15 protein-coding genes are annotated in these 16336 nt (G+C 73.1%); 10 read left to right on the top strand and 5 right to left on the bottom strand.

Annotation, left to right across the window (positions count from 1 at the left end):
• Window positions 1-23 precede the first annotated feature (23 nt).
• From R2E43_RS36850 to R2E43_RS36840, 3 genes are read left to right on the top strand one after another with little or no spacing between them, the layout of a single operon-like run.
• Window positions 24-1958, top strand: coding sequence for a glycoside hydrolase 5 family protein (locus R2E43_RS36850; RefSeq protein ID WP_030862585.1), 1935 nt, complete (start codon window positions 24-26; stop codon window positions 1956-1958).
• Window positions 1955-4243, top strand: coding sequence for a glycoside hydrolase family 3 N-terminal domain-containing protein (locus R2E43_RS36845; RefSeq protein ID WP_136207328.1), 2289 nt, complete (start codon window positions 1955-1957; stop codon window positions 4241-4243). The genes R2E43_RS36850 and R2E43_RS36845 overlap by 4 nt, the downstream gene beginning before the upstream one ends.
• Before the next feature lie 15 nt (window positions 4244-4258).
• Window positions 4259-5077 (top strand): siderophore-interacting protein, encoded by an 819-nt coding sequence (locus R2E43_RS36840; RefSeq protein ID WP_003978407.1) that lies wholly within the window; start codon window positions 4259-4261, stop codon window positions 5075-5077.
• An 18-nt stretch (window positions 5078-5095) separates the two neighbouring features.
• Here R2E43_RS36840 and R2E43_RS36835 read toward each other — a convergent pair whose 3' ends face one another.
• Window positions 5096-5605: a CGNR zinc finger domain-containing protein gene (locus R2E43_RS36835; RefSeq protein WP_003978406.1), complete on the bottom strand. Its 510-nt coding sequence runs from the start codon at window positions 5603-5605 to the stop codon at window positions 5096-5098.
• A 135-nt stretch (window positions 5606-5740) separates the two neighbouring features.
• Here R2E43_RS36835 and R2E43_RS36830 point away from each other — a divergent pair, with 135 nt between their 5' ends.
• Window positions 5741-6610 carry an alpha/beta fold hydrolase gene (locus R2E43_RS36830; protein WP_003978405.1) on the top strand — a complete coding sequence of 290 codons (870 nt, stop codon included), beginning with the start codon at window positions 5741-5743 and terminating at the stop codon, window positions 6608-6610.
• Window positions 6611-6622: 12 nt separating this feature from the next.
• Here the strand turns inward: R2E43_RS36830 and R2E43_RS36825 are convergent, their stop codons facing one another.
• On the bottom strand, window positions 6623-7552 hold the full coding sequence (locus R2E43_RS36825) for a ketopantoate reductase family protein (RefSeq protein WP_003978404.1): 930 nt from the start codon (window positions 7550-7552) through the stop codon (window positions 6623-6625).
• A gap of 50 nt (window positions 7553-7602) precedes the next feature.
• Here R2E43_RS36825 and R2E43_RS36820 point away from each other — a divergent pair, with 50 nt between their 5' ends.
• The gene (locus R2E43_RS36820; protein WP_016325125.1) at window positions 7603-8217 is read left to right on the top strand and encodes a CGNR zinc finger domain-containing protein; all 615 of its coding nucleotides are present in this window, start codon (window positions 7603-7605) and stop codon (window positions 8215-8217) included.
• 40 nt (window positions 8218-8257) lie between these two features.
• On the opposite strand, the gene R2E43_RS36815 is transcribed toward R2E43_RS36820, so the two are convergent.
• Window positions 8258-9955, bottom strand: coding sequence for a SpoIIE family protein phosphatase (locus tag R2E43_RS36815; protein WP_332057012.1), 1698 nt, complete (start codon window positions 9953-9955; stop codon window positions 8258-8260).
• A gap of 13 nt (window positions 9956-9968) precedes the next feature.
• Entirely contained in the window at window positions 9969-10799 is an 831-nt protein-coding gene (locus R2E43_RS36810; protein WP_003978401.1) for an alpha/beta fold hydrolase, read from the bottom strand.
• Between the two features lie 103 nt (window positions 10800-10902).
• Here R2E43_RS36810 and R2E43_RS36805 point away from each other — a divergent pair, with 103 nt between their 5' ends.
• Window positions 10903-11886 carry a GlxA family transcriptional regulator gene (locus R2E43_RS36805; RefSeq protein ID WP_011027138.1) on the top strand — a complete coding sequence of 328 codons (984 nt, stop codon included), beginning with the start codon at window positions 10903-10905 and terminating at the stop codon, window positions 11884-11886.
• A 117-nt stretch (window positions 11887-12003) separates the two neighbouring features.
• A complete protein-coding gene (locus R2E43_RS36800; RefSeq protein WP_030862601.1) occupies window positions 12004-12642 on the top strand; it encodes an HD domain-containing protein in 639 nt (212 codons plus the stop codon).
• Window positions 12643-12657: 15 nt separating this feature from the next.
• On the opposite strand, the gene R2E43_RS36795 is transcribed toward R2E43_RS36800, so the two are convergent.
• Window positions 12658-13635 (bottom strand): pirin family protein, encoded by a 978-nt coding sequence (locus tag R2E43_RS36795; protein ID WP_332057011.1) that lies wholly within the window; start codon window positions 13633-13635, stop codon window positions 12658-12660.
• Between the two features lie 100 nt (window positions 13636-13735).
• On the opposite strand from R2E43_RS36795, the gene R2E43_RS36790 reads away from it, so the two are divergent.
• Genes R2E43_RS36790 through R2E43_RS36780 form a run of 3 tightly spaced genes read left to right on the top strand, consistent with a single transcriptional unit; the run spans window position 13736 to window position 16166 of the window.
• Window positions 13736-14257: a carboxymuconolactone decarboxylase family protein gene (locus R2E43_RS36790; protein WP_332057010.1), complete on the top strand. Its 522-nt coding sequence runs from the start codon at window positions 13736-13738 to the stop codon at window positions 14255-14257.
• A 10-nt stretch (window positions 14258-14267) separates the two neighbouring features.
• Window positions 14268-15176 carry an alpha/beta fold hydrolase gene (locus R2E43_RS36785; RefSeq protein ID WP_011027142.1) on the top strand — a complete coding sequence of 303 codons (909 nt, stop codon included), beginning with the start codon at window positions 14268-14270 and terminating at the stop codon, window positions 15174-15176.
• Window positions 15177-15185: 9 nt separating this feature from the next.
• Complete coding sequence (locus tag R2E43_RS36780; protein WP_093455397.1) at window positions 15186-16166, top strand: helix-turn-helix domain-containing protein; 981 nt, start codon at window positions 15186-15188, stop codon at window positions 16164-16166.
• The last annotated feature ends 170 nt before the right edge of the window (window positions 16167-16336 follow it).

The following is a 16336-nucleotide window of genomic DNA, read 5'->3' as shown; positions in this document are numbered from 1 at the left end:
ACCCCCACCACCCGAGAAGGACCATGCGACGCCACAGCGCCCAGCTCATCCACCAGCCCGACGTCCTGCCCTGGCTCGGCGCCAACTTCTGGTCCCGCACCGGCGGCCCGCTGATGTGGCGGAACTACGACCCCGCCGTCGTCCGCGAAGAACTGCGTGTGCTCGCCGGCCACGGCCTCAACACGACCCGTTCCTTCTTCTACTGGCCGGACTTCCACCCGGAGCCCGGCCGCGTCGACGACGAACTGTGCGCGCGGTTCGAGGATTTCCTCGACGCCCATGTGGAGACGGGGATGGGGACCATACCGACGTTCATCGTCGGCCACATGTCCGGGGAGAACTGGGACCCCGTCTGGCGCGGCGACCGCGACCTGTACGAGGACGTGTGGATGGTGGGCCGCCAGGCCTGGTTCGTCTCCCGCATGGCGCGCCGCTTCAAGGACCACCCGGCGGTCACGGGCTGGCTGATCACCAACGAGATGCCCGGCTACGGGCGGATCTACCAGGTCGACCCGCCCTCCACCGACGTGGTGACGGCGTGGGCCCAGGCCATGTGCAACGCGGTCCGGGCGACCGGCGCGACGCAGCCGGTGTCGCTGGGCGACGGGGCCTGGGGCATCGAGGTGACCGGCCGCGACAACGGCTTCTCGCTGCGGGAGACGGCCGAGTACGTCGACTTCGTGGGTCCGCACGTGTACCGCTCGGACACGGACCGGCCGCGCCAGCACTACCGGGCCGCCTTCGAGTGCGAGCTGGCCTCGGTGACCGGACAGCCCGTCGTGCTGGAGGAGTTCGGGCTGTCCACCGACACGGTCTCGGCCGCCAACGCGGGGATCTTCTACCGTCAGACGCTGCACAACTCGCTGCTGGGCGGGGCGACCGGCTGGCTCGCCTGGAACAACACCGACTACGACGACCTGTGGGACCAGTCCCCCTACGACCACCACCCCTTCGAGATGCACTTCGGCATCACCGACTCCACCGGGGCGCCCAAGGAGCCCCTGCGGGAACTGGCCGCCTTCGCGGGGGTGCTGAAGGCGGTGGACTTCCCGCGCTGCTCCCGGACCGACGCGGACGCCGCCCTCGTCGTCCCCGCCTTCCTCGAACGGGGCTACCCCTACAGCCGTCCCGCCGACCGGCCGCTCATCTTCACGTCCCTGCACCAGGGTTACGTCACCGCGCGCGCCGCCGACCTGCCGGTGGCGCTCACCCGCGAGGCCGACGGGATGCCGGGCGAGGCGTCGCTCTACCTGCTGCCCGCCACCCGGCAGCTCACCACCCGCACCCGCAGGGAGCTGGCCCGCCGGGCCGCCGAGGGCGCCACCGTGTACCTGTCGTTCTGCTCCGGCGAACACCCGGTCACCCGCGGTCCCTGGTTCGACGACCTCGACGGGCTCTTCGGCGTGGAGCTGCAGTTGTCCTACGGCGTCGCCGAGCCGATCGAGGACGACGTACTGGAGCTGACGTTCACCGAGGACTTCGGCGACCTGCGGGCCGGCGAAGTGCTGCGTTTCCCGGTGGCCGGCAACGAGGACAGCCGCGCCTACCTGCCCGTCGTACCGCGTGCGGGGCGGGTCGTCGCGGTGGACGCCCACGGGCGGCCGGCCCTGGTCGTCCACGAGACGGGGGTGGGCCGGACGGTGCTGTCCACCTATCCGCTGGAGCACATGGCGGCCCGCACCGCGCGCGTCAACCCCGATGTCACGCAGCGTCTCTACGGCGCGCTGGCACAGCTGGCGGGGGTGCGGCGGCCCGTCACGGTCGCCGACCCGCACGTGTCGGCGGACGTCCTGGTCCACGCCGACGGCCGCCGTTTCGTGTGGCTGGTCAGCCAGAGTCCCGACCCGCTGGTGGTCCGTCCGGCCGCCGAGGGGAAGCTGCACGGCCTGGCCGACGGCGCCCCGGTGCAGGACGTGGCGCTCGACGCGTACGGCGTGGCCGTGCTGGAGCTGCGATGACCCTCCCGCGCTACCGCGACCCGGCGGCGCCGGTGCCGGACCGGGTCCGGGACCTGCTGGGCCGCATGACGCTCGCGGAGAAGGTCGGCCAGGTCAACCAGCGCATGTACGGCTGGGACGCCTACGAGCGCGCCGGGGACGGACACCGCCTCACCGACGCCTTCCGCGCCGAGGTCGCCGCCTTCGACGGCATGGGCGCGCTGTACGGGTTGCAGCGGGCCGACGCCTGGTCCGGCGTCGGCTTCGCGGACGGCCTGGACGCACGGGACGGGGCGCGGACGGCGGCGGCCGTGCAGCGGTACGTCATGGATCACACCCGGCTGGGCATCCCCGTCCTGCTGGTCGAGGAGATGCCGCACGGCCACCAGGCGCTGGACGGGACGGTGCTGCCGGTGAACCTCGCGGTCGGCGCCACCTGGGATCCGGACCTGTACGCCGACGCGGTGGCGGGGGCGGCCGCCGAACTGCGGGCGCGCGGCGCGCACATCGCGCTGGTCTCCGCGCTCGACCTGGTGCGCGACCCGCGCTGGGGACGCAGCGAGGAGTGCTTCTCGGAGGATCCGTACCTCGCCGCGCGGATGACCGAGGCGCTGGTCGAGGGTGCGCGGCGGGCGGGGGTGGCGGTGGTCCTCAAGCACTTCGCCGGGCAGGGCGCCACGGTCGGCGGCCGCAACAGCGCGGCGACGGAGCTGGGGCCGCGCGAACTGCACGAGGTGCACCTGGCGGCGGCCCGGGCCGGGGTGGCCGCCGGTGCGGCCGGGGTGATGGCCGCCTACAACGAGTTCGACGGCCTGCCCTGCGTCGCCAACCGGTACCTGCTGACCGACCTGCTCCGTACCGAGTGGGGTTTCGAGGGTGTCGTCATGGCGGACGGCACGGCGGTGGACCGGCTGGTGCGGCTGACCGGCGATCCGGTGTCGGCCGGGGCGCTCGCCCTGGACGCCGGGTGCGACCTGAGCCTCTGGGACGCCTCGTTCACGCGGCTGGGCGAGGCGGTGGAACGCGGTCTGGTGTCCGAGTCGGCGCTGGACGCCGCGGTGGCGCGGGTCCTCACGCTGAAGTTCCGCCTGGGCCTGTTCGAACAGCCCCTGCCTCCGGCCCGGTCCGAGACCGTGGAGCTCCCGGACCCCGCCGAGCTGGGCGAGCGGATCGCCCGTGCGTCGGTGACCCTGCTCGCCCACGAGGGCGGCGTGCTCCCCCTGTCCCGCGCGGTGCGGCGGATCGCGGTGCTCGGCCCGAACGCCGACTCCGTGGCGCAGCAGATCGGCGACTACACGGCGCCGCAGCGGCCAGGCGGCGGGATCACCGTCCTGGAGGGCATCCGGGCGGCGGTGGCGGCCGGCACCGAGGTGGTCCACGACCGGGGGTGCGCCCTGGTGGGTGACGACGTGTCGGGCGTTCCCGCCGCCGTCGCCCTGGCGGCCGGCTCCGACGTGGCCGTGCTGGTGCTGGGCGGCTCCAGCGCCCGCTCCCCGGACACGGTCTTCGACGCGAACGGGGCGGCCGTCACCGGTACCGGGACGCCGTCCGGCATGACGTGCGGCGAGGGGGTCGACCTGGCGGACCTGGCACTGCCGCCCGGGCAACGGGCCCTGCTGACGGCGGTGTCGGCGACCGGGACCCCGGTCGTGGTGGTGCTGGTCCAGGGCCGGCCGCACGCCCTGACCGAGCTGGACGCGCCCGCGGCGGCGGTGCTGAGCGCCTGGTATCCCGGGCCGCGGGGCGGGCGTGCCGTGGCCGAGGTGCTGTTCGGCGACGCCGAGCCGCGCGGCCGGCTGCCGGTCTCCGTGCCCCGGTCGGCCGCCCAACTGCCCGTCTACTACAACGGGAAGGACCACCGCTACCGCGGATATGCCGACCAGAGTGCCGGGCCGCTGCATGCCTTCGGACACGGTCTGTCGTACACGAGCGTCGTGTACGGGGCACCGCGCCTGTCGCAGGCCCGGGTCGGCACCCGCGCACCGCGCCTGACCTGTCGGGTCACGGTTCGCAACACGGGGTCCTGGCCCGCCGAGGAGACGGTCCAGCTCTACGTGCGTCGGCTGTCCGGGGGTTCGTCCTGGCCGCGCGTGCGCGAGCTGCGGGGCTTCGTCCGCCTGACCATCGCACCCGGCGAGGAGGCCGAGGCCGTTTTCGAGGTGGACCGTGACACGCTGGCCTCGGTCGGGCGCGACCTGCGGCTCGCCGTGGAGCCGGGGCTGGTCGAGCTGGAGACGGGCCCCGCGTCCGACCGGACGACGGGCGTCCGCCTGGAGATCACGGACTCGGAATCGAACGCAACTTAGGCTAGCCTTGCCTTCATGGCGAAGGTTCGGCGGCTCACGCCCCAGCATCCGGAGATGTTCCGCGCCCGCGTCGTGCGGACCCGGCGGGTCTCCCCGTCCATGCAGCGCGTCACGGTCACCGGGCCGGGGCTCGGCGGCTTCCCGTGGCTGGGGTACGACCACTGGTTCCGCCTGTTCCTCCAGCTCCCCCACCAACGGGACCTGCGCCTGCCGGAGTTCACGGGCTCGCAGTGGTGGCAGCCGTACCTCGCCATCCCCGAGGACGAGCGGCCGCACTGCGCCAACTACTCCGTGGCCGACTACCGCCGCGCCGCGGCCGAGCTGGACATCGACTTCGTCGTCCACCGCGGCCCCACCGGCGAGGTCGAGGGCAGGGCCGCGATCTGGGCCTGCGGCGCCCGGCCCGGGGACGCGCTCGCCCTGCTCGACCAGGGCGTCCTCTTCGACTGCCCGCGCGACGCCTCCGAGGTCACCGTGGTGGCCGACGAGACCGGCCTGCCCGCCACCGCAAGCATCATGCGTTCACTCCCCGAGGGCACCGTGGGACGGCTCATCCAGGAGATCCCCACCGACGCCGACCGCCGCGAGCTGAACGCCCCGGCCGGGGTGACGGTCTCCTGGGTGGTGCGGCGGGACGGCACCTCGGTCCCCGGTGCCGCCGCCCTCCGCGAGCTGCGCCGGCTGACCCGCGCCGACGCGTCGGGGTACGCCTTCGTCGTCGGCGAGTCGACCCTGGCCACCGAGGGACGCAGGCACCTGCACCGGCTGGGACTGCCGAAGGAGCGCATCACCTTCTCGGGCTTCTGGAAGCACGAGGCGATGGCGGCGGCCTGACGCCCGGCCCCGCTACACCTACGCCTGGGGCCCCTTGGCGCGCTGGTAGTGCCGCCGGGCCTTCATCCGGTTCCCGCACTCGGCCATGGAGCACCAGCGGGCGCTGTTGGGCTTGCTCCGGTCCAGCAGGAAGCGCCGGCACTCCGGGTTGCCGCACGGCTTGAGCCGTCCCGGCCTGGCCTCCTCGACGTGCGCCCAGGTCAGCACCAGCTCGACGGCCAGGCGATGCGCATCGGGGACCTGAAGCACCCATCGCAGTCCGCCGTCCTCGATGACCGGCAGCCTGCTGACGCCGTGGAGGAACCCGCCCAGGCAGGCGGGGTCCCGCCGGCCCCGGACGACGTCCTGGAGAGCGTCGCGCACGGCGACCAGATGGGCCACCTCCTCGTCCGACCCGGTGCCCCCGTGGCCACGCGCCCACGCGCGGCCTTCGGCAGGCGTCCCCAGGGCGTCGCTCACCGAGCCCCGTACGACGGGAGTCGTGTTGAGCAGCTCCAGGAGGACGTCCTCCGCGGCCCTGTCGGTCACCGCCGTCACCCCTAACCGTTTCATCGACATTGGCAGGTTACAACAACCTGACCTAACCCCTTAAGCGCGCTTGACAGGTTACCTCCGGAGTGCTGGACTCTACCTAACCATTAAAAGCGACCAAAGGGGTTTGCCATGAGCGTCACCGTGCACCACAGGACCGCCACCGTCGACGGCCTGGACGTCTTCTACCGGGAGGCCGGTGACCCGCGGGCACCGGCCGTCGTGCTGCTGCACGGCTTCCCGACCAGCAGCCACATGTTCCGCGGCCTGATCCCGAAGCTCGCGGACACCTACCACGTGATCGCACCCGACATGATCGGGTTCGGGTACTCGGCCATGCCCACGGTCGACGCGTTCGACTACAGCTTCGACTCCCTCACGGACGTGACCGTCGGCCTGCTGGACCAGCTCGGGGTGGAGCGCTTCGCGGTGTACGTGCAGGACTACGGCGCCCCGGTGGCGTGGCGGATCGCCACCCGGACCCCGCACCGCATCACCGCGATCGTCACGCAGAACGGCAACGGCTACACCGACGGCTTCGTCAAGGACTTCTGGGACGGGCTGTTCGCCTACACCGACGACCCGACCCCCGAGACCGAGGCTCCCGCCCGGGCCGCGCTGAGCCCCGGGATGGTCCGCTGGCAGTACCTGAACGGGGTCCGCGACCGGAGCCTGGTCAGCCCCGACACCTGGTCCCTGGACCTGGCCCTGCTGGACCGGCCGGGCAACGACGCCGTCCAGCTCACGCTGTTCCGCGACTATCCGACCAACGTCGGCCTCTACCCGCGGCTCCAGCAGTACTTCCGTGACACCCGCGTGCCGCTGCTGGCGGTGTGGGGAGCGAACGACGAGATCTTCGGCCCCGACGGCGCCCGCGCCTTCCGGCGCGACCTGCCCGACGCCGAGATCCACCTCCTCGACACCGGGCACTTCGCCCTGGAGACCCACCTGGAGGAGATCACCGGTCACATGCGGGACTTCCTCGCCCGGGCCGGGAAGTAGACCTCCGCGCGGTCACGACCCGGCCGGCCGGCCGAGGACGTACGGAGCGAGGATGTCGGCCACCGTCCGGTTGCGCGGCACGGGCACGTCCAGCCGGTCGGCGAGGTCCACCACTCCCCCGCTGAGCCAGGGCAGTTCGAGGCGGTTGCCCTTCTCCAGGTCGTTGTGCATGGAGGAGGTCATGGCCGCGGGAAGGGTGTCGCAGAAGGCGAGCCGGTCCTCGGCGAAGCCGCTGTCCAGCCGCACTCCGGACGCCTGCGCCACGGCCACCGTCTCGGCCATGACCTCGTACAGGAGGCGCCTGCTCCGCTCGTTGGCGCGGACGACTCCCACGGGCTGTCGGACGGTCGCCGTGGTGGCCGACAGGCCCACCAGGAACACGAACTTCTCCCAGATCGCCCGCTCGATGTCGTCGCTGCCCTCCGCGTCGATCCCGGCGTCGCGGAACGCGGCCAGCACGGCCCGGACGGTCGCCGTCGAGCCGGACCGGTACGGGCCGAGCACGACCTTCTGCAAGGGGCCGTTGTGCCGGACCACTCCGGGTTCCTCGATGAACGCGGAGATGAAGCAGACCCCGCCCAGGACCTGTTCGTCCGTCAGCCGGCCGCGCAGGACGTCGTCCTTGTGGACGCCGTTCTGCAGGGACAGCACCGGCGCCCCGTGCGCCGCCGAGGTCCGCAGCTCCTCGGCCACGGCCTCGGTGTCCCACAGCTTCACGGCGACCAGGACCAGATCCGTGGGGCCCAGCTCCGAGATGCTCGCCACGACCGAGTCGGGCGAGGTACGCAGCTCCCCCAGGGGGCTGTGGACGACCAGCCCGGACCGGCGTATGGCCGCCAGGTGCCCGCCGCGGGCCACGAAGGTGACCTCGTTCCCCGCGGCGGCCAACCGCGCCCCGAAGTAGCCTCCGACGCCGCCCGCCCCGATCACCGCGATACGCATGACTCCGCCCCCGCCTTCTTGGTAACCATCAGAACGGTTACTATAGAACCATGGACGCCATGCAGCACCAGCCGCCCCGCACAAGGGTCACCGCCCAACTGCGGGCGCTCCGCTTCGACGCCGGAACGTTGTGCCTGAACCTGGTGGCCACCGTGGGCCGCAGGCCCGGGGTTCCCGTCGAGCGGATGGGCGACGCCGAACGCCTCGAAGCCTGGTGCCGGGGCGTGGGGTTGACGCTGGCGGACGGGTACGACCCCCGGGACGTCCTGTCGTCGCTGCACGCACTGCGCGCGGCCGCCCACGACATCGCCTCCGGTGCCCTCGACGCGCACCGGCCTCGGCAGGAGTCGGTGGACCTGGTCAATCTCCTCGCGCGGCCCGCACCTCCGGCTCCCCGGCTGGAGGTGACGGCCGATGGTGCGTGGGTGGCGGAGGGGCGCCGGGCACTGAGCAAGGAGGCTCTGCTGTCGCTGGTCGCACGGGACCTGATCGATCTCATGACCGACGAGGCACGCCGGTCCCGGCTGACCGCCTGCGCCTCCGAGGTGTGCCGGATGCTCTGCCTCGACTCCGGTGGCGGCCGACCGCGCAAGTGGTGCTCCATGCGACGCTGCGGCAACCGGGCCAAGGCGGCCGGCCGCCGGCTGCGGGAGTCGGCGCCCTGAGGGATCCGGAGGGCGCCACGCGGCCCGGCGGGGCACTCGCTCACAGGCCCCGGGCCAGCAGCAGGGTGACGTCGTCGGGCGGGGGCGTGGCGGGCAGGGTGCCGATCACCGCCGTGCCCAGGTCCTCCAGGGAGGAGGCGCCGCCGGTCAGGGCGCGCCCCACCCGTCGCAGCCCGACCTCGATGTCCTGGTCGCGCTCCTCGACGAGCCCGTCGGTGAACAGGGCGAGCAGGCTGCCCGCGGGCAGTTCCAGCTCCGCGGTGGGGAAGGGCAGCAGGCCGACCCCGAGCGGCAGGCCGTGCGGAAGGTCGGGGAACGAGCAGTCACCGCCCCGGTGCACGACGGCGGGCGGCGGATGCCCGGCCAGGGCCAGCGCGCAGGTCCGGGTCGCGGGGTCGTAGACCGCGTAGACACAGGTGGCGCTCATGGTCGCGACCTCCCCGCCGCCCTCCTCCTCGTCCTCGGTCAGCCGGATGAAGGTCCGGTCCAGCCTGGTCAGCACCTCGCCCGGCGGCAGGTCGAGGTCGGCGAGCGTGCGGATGGCCATGCCCAGGCGCCCCATGGTGGCCGCGGCGTTCACGCCGTGTCCGACCACGTCGCCCACCACGAGGGCGAGCCGTCCGCCCGGCAGCCCGATGACGTCGAACCAGTCGCCGCCGACGCCTTCCTCCGCGTCCGCCGGCAGATAGCGGGCGGCCACCTCCATGGCCGTTCCACCGTGCACCCGGCGCGGCAGCAGGCTGCGTTGGAGGGCGAGAGCGGTGTTGTGCTCCCGGGTGTAACGGCGGGCGTTATCCAGGCTCAGTGCGGCCCGGGCCACCAACTCCTCGGCCAGCAGCCGGTCGTTGTCGTCGAACGGCGTCGGGTTCGAGGTGCGGACGAAGACCGCGACGCCCAGCAGGACGCCCCGGGCGTGGATCGGCAGGATCAGCAGCGAGTGCATGCCGAACTCGCGGATCTTCGCGGCCCTCGCCGGGTCGTCGGCCAGCCAGGCCTCGTGGGAGGGGTCGAGCACGGGGTGCAGGAGGGGGCGTCCCGAGGACAGCACCTGCATGAACGGCGAGGTCTCGGGGACGTAGACGACCTCGCCGTTCAGCCACAGGGACTCCGGTGAGCCGGCGTGGACCGAGGCCCTGCCCGCGCGCCGGAACTTGGGGACGCGCCCCTGGGAGCGGCCCAGCCGGTCGAGCGGCTCCTCGCCGAGCCGCACCGCCTCCGTCAGGTCGACGGTGACGTAGTCGGCGATCAACGGCACGGTGAAGTCGGCCAGTTCCTGTGCCGTGCGCATCACGTCCAGGGTGGTGCCGACCCGGGTGCCGGCCTCGCTGACCACGGCCAGCCGGTCGCCGGCCCACCGCCGGTCGGTGACGACCAGCATCAGCATGCACACACCGAGGATGTGGCCGCCGTCGTCGTGCAGGCGCACGAAGGAGGCCGAGAAGGCGCGGTCGCGGCGGCTGTCCGGCGCCGTCGGAACCCGGTACTCGCGGCCGGTGACACACCGGCCGGTGGCCAGCACCCGCCGTACGAGCGCCTCCAGTTCGCCGGTGTCCCCGGTCAGCGACTCCCGCGGGCGGCGGCCCAGCCGCCGCTCACGGGCGATTCCGTCGTAGCGTTCGAGGGCGCCGTTGACCCAGACGCACCGCAGGCCGGTGTCCCACACGGCGAGTCCGACGACCGAGTCCGTCAGCAGGGCACGCAGGGCCGCACCGGCCTCGCCCTCCGGAATCCCGCTCACGACCGCACCGGTGCTACGACTTCACGAAGGCCAGGAGGTCGGGGTTGAGGACCTCCGGATGGGTCGAGAGCATGCCGTGCGGAAGCCCTTCGTACGACTTCAGGGTGGCGTTCGCCAGGAGTTCGGCCGACTTCGGCGCCGCGTCCGCGTAGGGCACGACCTGGTCGTCCGTGCCGTGCGCGACCAGGACGGGGACGTCGATCCGCTTGAGGTCGTCGGTGAAGTCGGTCTCCGAGAACGCCGCGATGCATTCGTAGTGGGCGTTGGCCGCGCCCATCATCCCCTGGAGCCACCAGTGGTCGATCAGCCCCTGGGAGACCGTCGCGCCCTCCCGGTTGAAGCCGTAGAAGGGACCGGACGGCACGTCGATGTAGAACTGCGCGCGATTGGCGGCGAGAGCGGCGCGGAACTCGTCGAAGACCTCGAGCGGCAGGCCGTCCGGGTTGGTGTCGGACTTCACCATCACCGGCGGGACGGCGCTGACGAGTACGGCCTTGGCGACCCGGCCCGGCTCGGCGCGCGCCACGTAGCGCGCGACCTCGCCGCCGCCGGTGGAGTGCCCGATGTGGACGGCGCCCCGCAGGTCGAGCGCCTCGGTCAGGGCCGCGACGTCGGCGGCGTAGGTGTCCATGTCGTGGCCGGTCGAGGGCTGGTCCGAGCGGCCGTGGCCACGGCGGTCGTGGGCGATCACGCGATAGCCGTGGGAGAGGAAGAACAGCATCTGGTTGTCCCAGTCGTCGGCACTGAGCGGCCAGCCGTGGTGGAAGACCACCGGCAGGCCGTCGCGCGGGCCCCAGTCCTTGTAGAAGATGTTCGTGCCGTCGGAGGTCGTGACGGTGCCCATGACTGATCCTTCCGCGTAGGTGACTGATCCGCGCCAGCCACCTTACGCCGGAAACCGGCATACCTCATTTTTCACCCATAATGACTAGATCATGACGAAGCGGATGGCGGAGGAAGCAATGACGGCGGGACCGCACAGGGTGGTCGTCCTCGTGTTCGACGGCATGAAGCTGCTCGACCTGTCCGGTCCGGCGGAGGTCTTCAGCGAGGCCAACCGGTTCGGGGCCGACTACCGGCTGAGCATCGTCTCGGCGGACGGGTCGCCGGTGCGCTCGTCCATCGGCATGCTGGTGCCGGCGGACACGGACGCGCGGGCCGCCGCCGCCCACGACACGCTGGTCGTCGTCGGCGGCGACGCGCTGCCCGGCTCCCCCGTGGACCCCGTCCTCGGGGCGGCCGCGAAGGAGCTGGCGGAACGGGCGGGGCGCGTCGCCTCGGTGTGCACCGGCGCCTTCGTGCTCGGCGCCGCGGGCCTGCTGGAGGGCCGGCGGGCGACGACGCACTGGCAGCACACCGCGACGCTGGCCCGCCGGTGTCCGTCGACGCGGGTCGAGGCCGACGCGCTGTTCGTGAAGGACGGCAGCACATACACGTCCGCCGGGGTGACCGCCGGCATCGACCTCGCCCTCGCCCTGCTGGAGGAGGACCACGGCCCCGGCCTGGCCCGTCAGGTCGCCCGCTCACTGGTGGTGTACATGCAGCGGGCCGGCGGCCAGTCGCAGTTCTCCGCCTCGCTCCAGGGCCCGGCTCCCCGCACGCCGGTGCTGCGGCTGGTCCAGGAGGCGGTGCAGGGCGATCCGACGGCGGACCACGGCCTGGAGGCGCTGGCCGCCCGGGTGCGGGTCAGCCCGCGGCACCTGACGCGCATGTTCCGGGCCGAGCTGGACACGACGCCGATGAAGTACGTGGAGCTGATCCGCTTCGACATGGCCAAGGCCCTGCTCGACGCCGGGCACAACGCCACCGAGGCCGCCACCCGATCGGGCTTTTCGAGCTACGAGAGTCTGCGCCGGGCCTTCGCCCGGCACCTGGGACTGTCCCCCATCCGGTACCAGCAGCGCTTCGCCACCACCTCCCGGGAGTCGTGAAGCGCGGAAGTCATGACCGGTTCCGAGGGGTTCGTGGCCATCGGGCAGCGGACGCGGTCCGGCCGCCCGGCGCAGGGTGGTACCGACACGACAGGCAACCGTCCCGGGAGGACCACCATGACGGAGACCATCGCCGGAATCGGCATCCCCGACAGCTCGCTGGCGCGGGAGGCGACCGAACTCGTCCGTGACACCACACCGCCGCTGATCTTCCACCACTCGCGGCGCGTCTACCTGTTCGGCAGCCTCCAGGCCGCCGCCCTGGGCCTGCGGCCGGATCCGGAGCTGCTGTACGTCGCCGCGCTCTTCCACGACACCGGCCTGGTGCCGCCCTACCGCGGCGACGACCAGCGCTTCGAGATGGACGGCGCGGACCAGGCACGGGCGTTCCTGCTGGCCCACGGCGTGCCCGAGGCCGACGCGGACACCGTGTGGACGGCCGTCGCGCTGCACACCACCCCGGAGGTCCCCTACAAGCTGGCGCCGGAGATCGCGGCGACCACCGCGGGCGTCGAGACGGACGTGCTCGGTCTGCACCTGGCCCGCATCACCCGGGCGGAGATCGACGCGGTCACCGCCGCCCACCCCCGCCCGGACTTCAAGAAGCAGATCCTCCAGGCGTTCACCGACGGCTTCGGGCACCGTCCGCAGACCACCTTCGGCACGGTGAACGCGGACGTCCTGGAGCACTTCCTGCCGGGCTTCCGGCGCACGGACTTCGTCGAGGTGATCGAGAACTCCGCCTGGCCGGAGTGACTCCTCGCGGGGCTCCTACGGCCTCGGGTTCCTGCGCGGGGAGAGTGTGGCGTTGGGGAGTGCGGGCGCCGGGAGGCGGTCGCCGGGGTAGCCCTCGACCCGGCCGAAGCGCTCCGCCTCGTTCTCCCAGTCCGCTCTGGCGGCCGCGATCTCGTCGTGGGTGCGTCCGACGAAGTTCCACCACATGACGATCTCCTCCGGGAAGGGCGGACCGCCCAGCACCACCAGCCGGGCGGCGCCGGATGCCGCATTGGTCAGTGCGAGGGTCCTTCGTCCCGGTGCGGCGTAGGCCAGTTCGGCGGGGCGCACGACCGTGCCGTCGAGGCGTACGTCGCCGCTGTCGACGAGGACGCCGTGCTCGAAGCCGGGGTCGACGTCGAGGGTCACGGTGGCGCCCGGGGCCAGGGTCACCTCGGCGCCGAGCAGGGGCGTGAAGGTGCCGACCGGTGAGGTGTCCCCCGCGAGCGAGCCGAGGAAGACGCGCGCCTCGCCGCCGTCCAGGGCCACCGGGGCGGGGACGTGGTGCTGGAAGGCCGGAGCGGTGTCGCGGTGCTCCGAGGGCAGCGCCACCCAGAGCTGGACGCCGTACAGGACCGTGGTGTCCGGGGTGGACACCTCGGAGTGGCTGATGCCGTGACCGCCCGTCATGAGGTTCACCTCGCCCGGTCTGACGAGCGCGTGGCTGCCCACGCTGTCCCGGTGCTCGATCTCCCCGCTGAACAGCCAGCTGACCGTCTGGAGGCCGATGTGTGGGTGGGGGGCCACGTCCATGCCGCCGGACCGCGAGACCTCGTCGGGACCGTAGTGGTCGGCGAAGCACCAGGCTCCGATCAGCGTCCGGGCCCGCTGCGGCAGGGTGCGGCGCACCGTCATCGCGCGCGGTCCGCCGAGCGGGACGTCCCGCGCCGTCAGGATCTCCACGCCGGCGGCGGGCGCCCCATCCTCCCCTGCCCCGCACCTGACTTCGGCGGGGTGCGTCTCCGTGTTGCTCACCGCTCGGCCCTCCCACTCGCCCCTGAAAGTTTCAGTTTCAACTTCTATGGTTCGATGATAGGACGTGAGAAACGGTATCGCGCGACGGAGGACACCCCACATGACACAGACGCCTGTACGCGCCGACGCAGGCGCCCCTGGTAGCACCGGCAGCACCGGCGAACGACGTGTGTTCGTCGACAAGCAGAGCCCGGAGGCCTACGCGGCACTGCGTGCCACGGCGGAGGCGGTCCGGGGCGTCGCCGAGGCGGCCGGGCTCGACCGGATCCTCGTGGAACTGGTCAACATCCGCGTCTCCCAGCTCAACGCCTGTGCCTACTGCCTCAACGCGCACACCAGGGCCGCGCTGCGCGGCGGCGAGACCACCCAGCGGCTCGGCGTGCTGCCGGCCTGGCGCGACACCGAGCTGTTCTCGCCCAGGGAACGCGCCGCGCTGGCCCTCGCGGAGGCCACCACGCATCCCGCCGACGCGGGCGCGCAGAGTACCGCGTACGCCGAGGCGCGGGGTGTCCTGTCGGACGACGAGATCTCCGCCGTGATCTGGGTGGCGATCAGCATCAACGCCTTCAACCGGGTCTCCGTACTGAGCAAGCATCCGGTGCGCGGCACCCCGCGCGCCTGACCCCCGGCGGGTGCGGCCGGAGCCGCTGGAGCGGGGACATTCGTACAAGACCCGTGTCCGGCACCGGGCGCACCCTTGCGGCATGAGTCAGTACGACGCCCGTTTCCCGCACGGCATGCACGTGGTCGACGACGGCCCGCCGCAGGCGCCGCCGGTCCTTCTCATCCACGGTTCCGGCGCCTCCGGCGCGTCGTGGAACCGGGTGGTCCCGGCGCTGGCGGAGCAGCGTCGCGTCCTGCGCGTCGACCTCCCGGGCTGCGGCAAGTCGCCGCCCACCCCGTCGTACGACGTGCCGTTGCAGGCGGGCCGGTTGGCAGCGCTCCTGGACGACCTCGGCCTGCGTTCCGTGACCGTGGCCGGCCACTCCAGCGGCGGCTATGTCGCCACGGCGCTCGCGGAGCGGCGTCCCGACCTGGTGGGCGCCCTCGCCCTGGTGAGCACGGGCCCGAATCCGGACGCGCTCCTTCCGCAGCCGATGATCCTCCGGCTGCTGCTGGCCCCGCCCTTCGGCCCGCTCCTGTGGCCGCGGCGCACGGACGCGATGCTCCGCAAGGCGATCGCCGCGACGGCCGCCGGCCCCGTGGAGGTCCCGGCCGAGATGGTCGACGACGTGCGGGGCATCTCGTACCGCTCCTTCCGGACGGTGGCCCGCGGGAACACGGCCTACCTCGCCGAGCGCGGCGTGCCCGAACGCCTCGCCGCCCTCACCGTCCCGGTGCTGGTGCTCTTCGGTGCCGCCGACCCGCGCTGGGACCCGTCTTCGGCGCACCGGTACGAAGCCGTACCGAACGCGCGGCTCGAGCTGCTGCCGGGCGTCGGGCACCTGCCGCCGCTGGAGGCGCCCGGGCCGACCGGCGAGTTGCTGCTCGGCCTCACCGCCCGGGGCGCGGACCTCCCGGCCGCCGGCCCCGAGACCTAGAGTGGCGGCGTGCTGTCCACCGAGACACCGACCGACCCATCGGCCCCCGCACCTGCCGTCGCACCGACCGGGGCGCCGCCGGACTGGTCGATCGTGGACGTCGCGGTCCCGCGGCCCTCGGTCCGGCTCGCGGGGGTCGCCATGGCCGGGTTCAGTCAGCACGTGTCCGCCTTCGTGGACATGGCCATGGTCGCGCATCCGTCCGTCACCCTGCTCATCGACCTGAGCGACGGCGACGGCATCCTGTACAGCGCCCGGGACCGGCACGGGCACGGCAGCTTCGTCGTCGGGCTCGCCCCGGGCGACCTCAGGGCGGCGGGCCGCGTCGGCACGTGCCTGCAGATCCGGCTGGAACCGGCGGTGGCGGCCGCGGTGCTCGGCCCGTCGGCGGGCCTCGGCGGGCGGGTGGAGTCGTTCGAGGACATCTGGGGCCGTGAGGCGGGGCGGGTCCAGGACGAGCTGCGCGCCGCCGGGTCTTGGGACGAGCGGTTCGCGGTCGCGGCGGACGTCCTCCGCCGCCGCACGGCGGACCGGCCTCCGGTCGATCCGGAGGTCGCCCACACCTGGCGCACGACGCTCGCGGGCCGGGGGCGCGTACGGGTCGAGGGGCTGGCCGAGGAGGTCGGCTGGAGCCGCAAGCGGCTGTCGGCCCGCTTCCACGCCCAGCTCGGCATCACGCCCAAGCGGGCCGCCCGGCTGGTGCGGTTCGACCACGCCGCCCACCTGCTCGCGGCCGGCCTGGCCCCGGCCTCGGTCGCCTTCGAGAGCGGCTACGCCGACCAGTCCCACCTGCACCGGGAGGTCAAGGCGTTCACCGGCCTCACTCCCACGGCCGTGGCCGGCGCGCCGTGGCTCGCGATCGACGACGTCGCCTGGCCGGGCTCGTCGCCCGCGCGGTCCGTGAGCGCCGCGGGGTCCGCCCCGCGCCGAATGGCACGGCCCGGCCGTGCGTGGAATCGTGGTCGGACGGCATGGACGGATGCGCACTGACACGGAACGCGCACCGATCGGACGTCTTCCGAAGGAGGCACGCATGTCCTCGAAGCGACGCCGGAAGAAGAAGGCACGCCGCAATCACCCCGCCAACCACGGACGGCGGCCCCAGTCCTAGGGCGGCTGTTCGGTGCGTCCCCCCGGCCCGCGGTGCCGGGGGGACGCGC

The sequence above is a fragment of the Streptomyces violaceoruber genome, from assembly GCF_033406955.1.
Classification (GTDB): Bacteria; Actinomycetota; Actinomycetes; order Streptomycetales; family Streptomycetaceae; genus Streptomyces; species Streptomyces violaceoruber.
This window is presented reverse-complemented; position numbering and strand designations above follow the sequence as displayed.

Coding starts and splice junctions, on each gene's coding strand:
- R2E43_RS36850 (WP_030862585.1), top strand. CDS start 24: ATGCGACGCCACAGCGCCCAGCTCATCCACCAGCCCGACGTCCTGCCC.
- R2E43_RS36845 (WP_136207328.1), top strand. CDS start 1,955: ATGACCCTCCCGCGCTACCGCGACCCGGCGGCGCCGGTGCCGGACCGG.
- R2E43_RS36840 (WP_003978407.1), top strand. CDS start 4,259: ATGGCGAAGGTTCGGCGGCTCACGCCCCAGCATCCGGAGATGTTCCGC.
- R2E43_RS36830 (WP_003978405.1), top strand. CDS start 5,741: ATGAGCGTCACCGTGCACCACAGGACCGCCACCGTCGACGGCCTGGAC.
- R2E43_RS36825 (WP_003978404.1), bottom strand. CDS start 7,552: ATGCGTATCGCGGTGATCGGGGCGGGCGGCGTCGGAGGCTACTTCGGG.
- R2E43_RS36820 (WP_016325125.1), top strand. CDS start 7,603: ATGGACGCCATGCAGCACCAGCCGCCCCGCACAAGGGTCACCGCCCAA.
- R2E43_RS36810 (WP_003978401.1), bottom strand. CDS start 10,799: ATGGGCACCGTCACGACCTCCGACGGCACGAACATCTTCTACAAGGAC.
- R2E43_RS36805 (WP_011027138.1), top strand. CDS start 10,903: ATGGCGGAGGAAGCAATGACGGCGGGACCGCACAGGGTGGTCGTCCTC.
- R2E43_RS36800 (WP_030862601.1), top strand. CDS start 12,004: ATGACGGAGACCATCGCCGGAATCGGCATCCCCGACAGCTCGCTGGCG.
- R2E43_RS36790 (WP_332057010.1), top strand. CDS start 13,736: ATGACACAGACGCCTGTACGCGCCGACGCAGGCGCCCCTGGTAGCACC.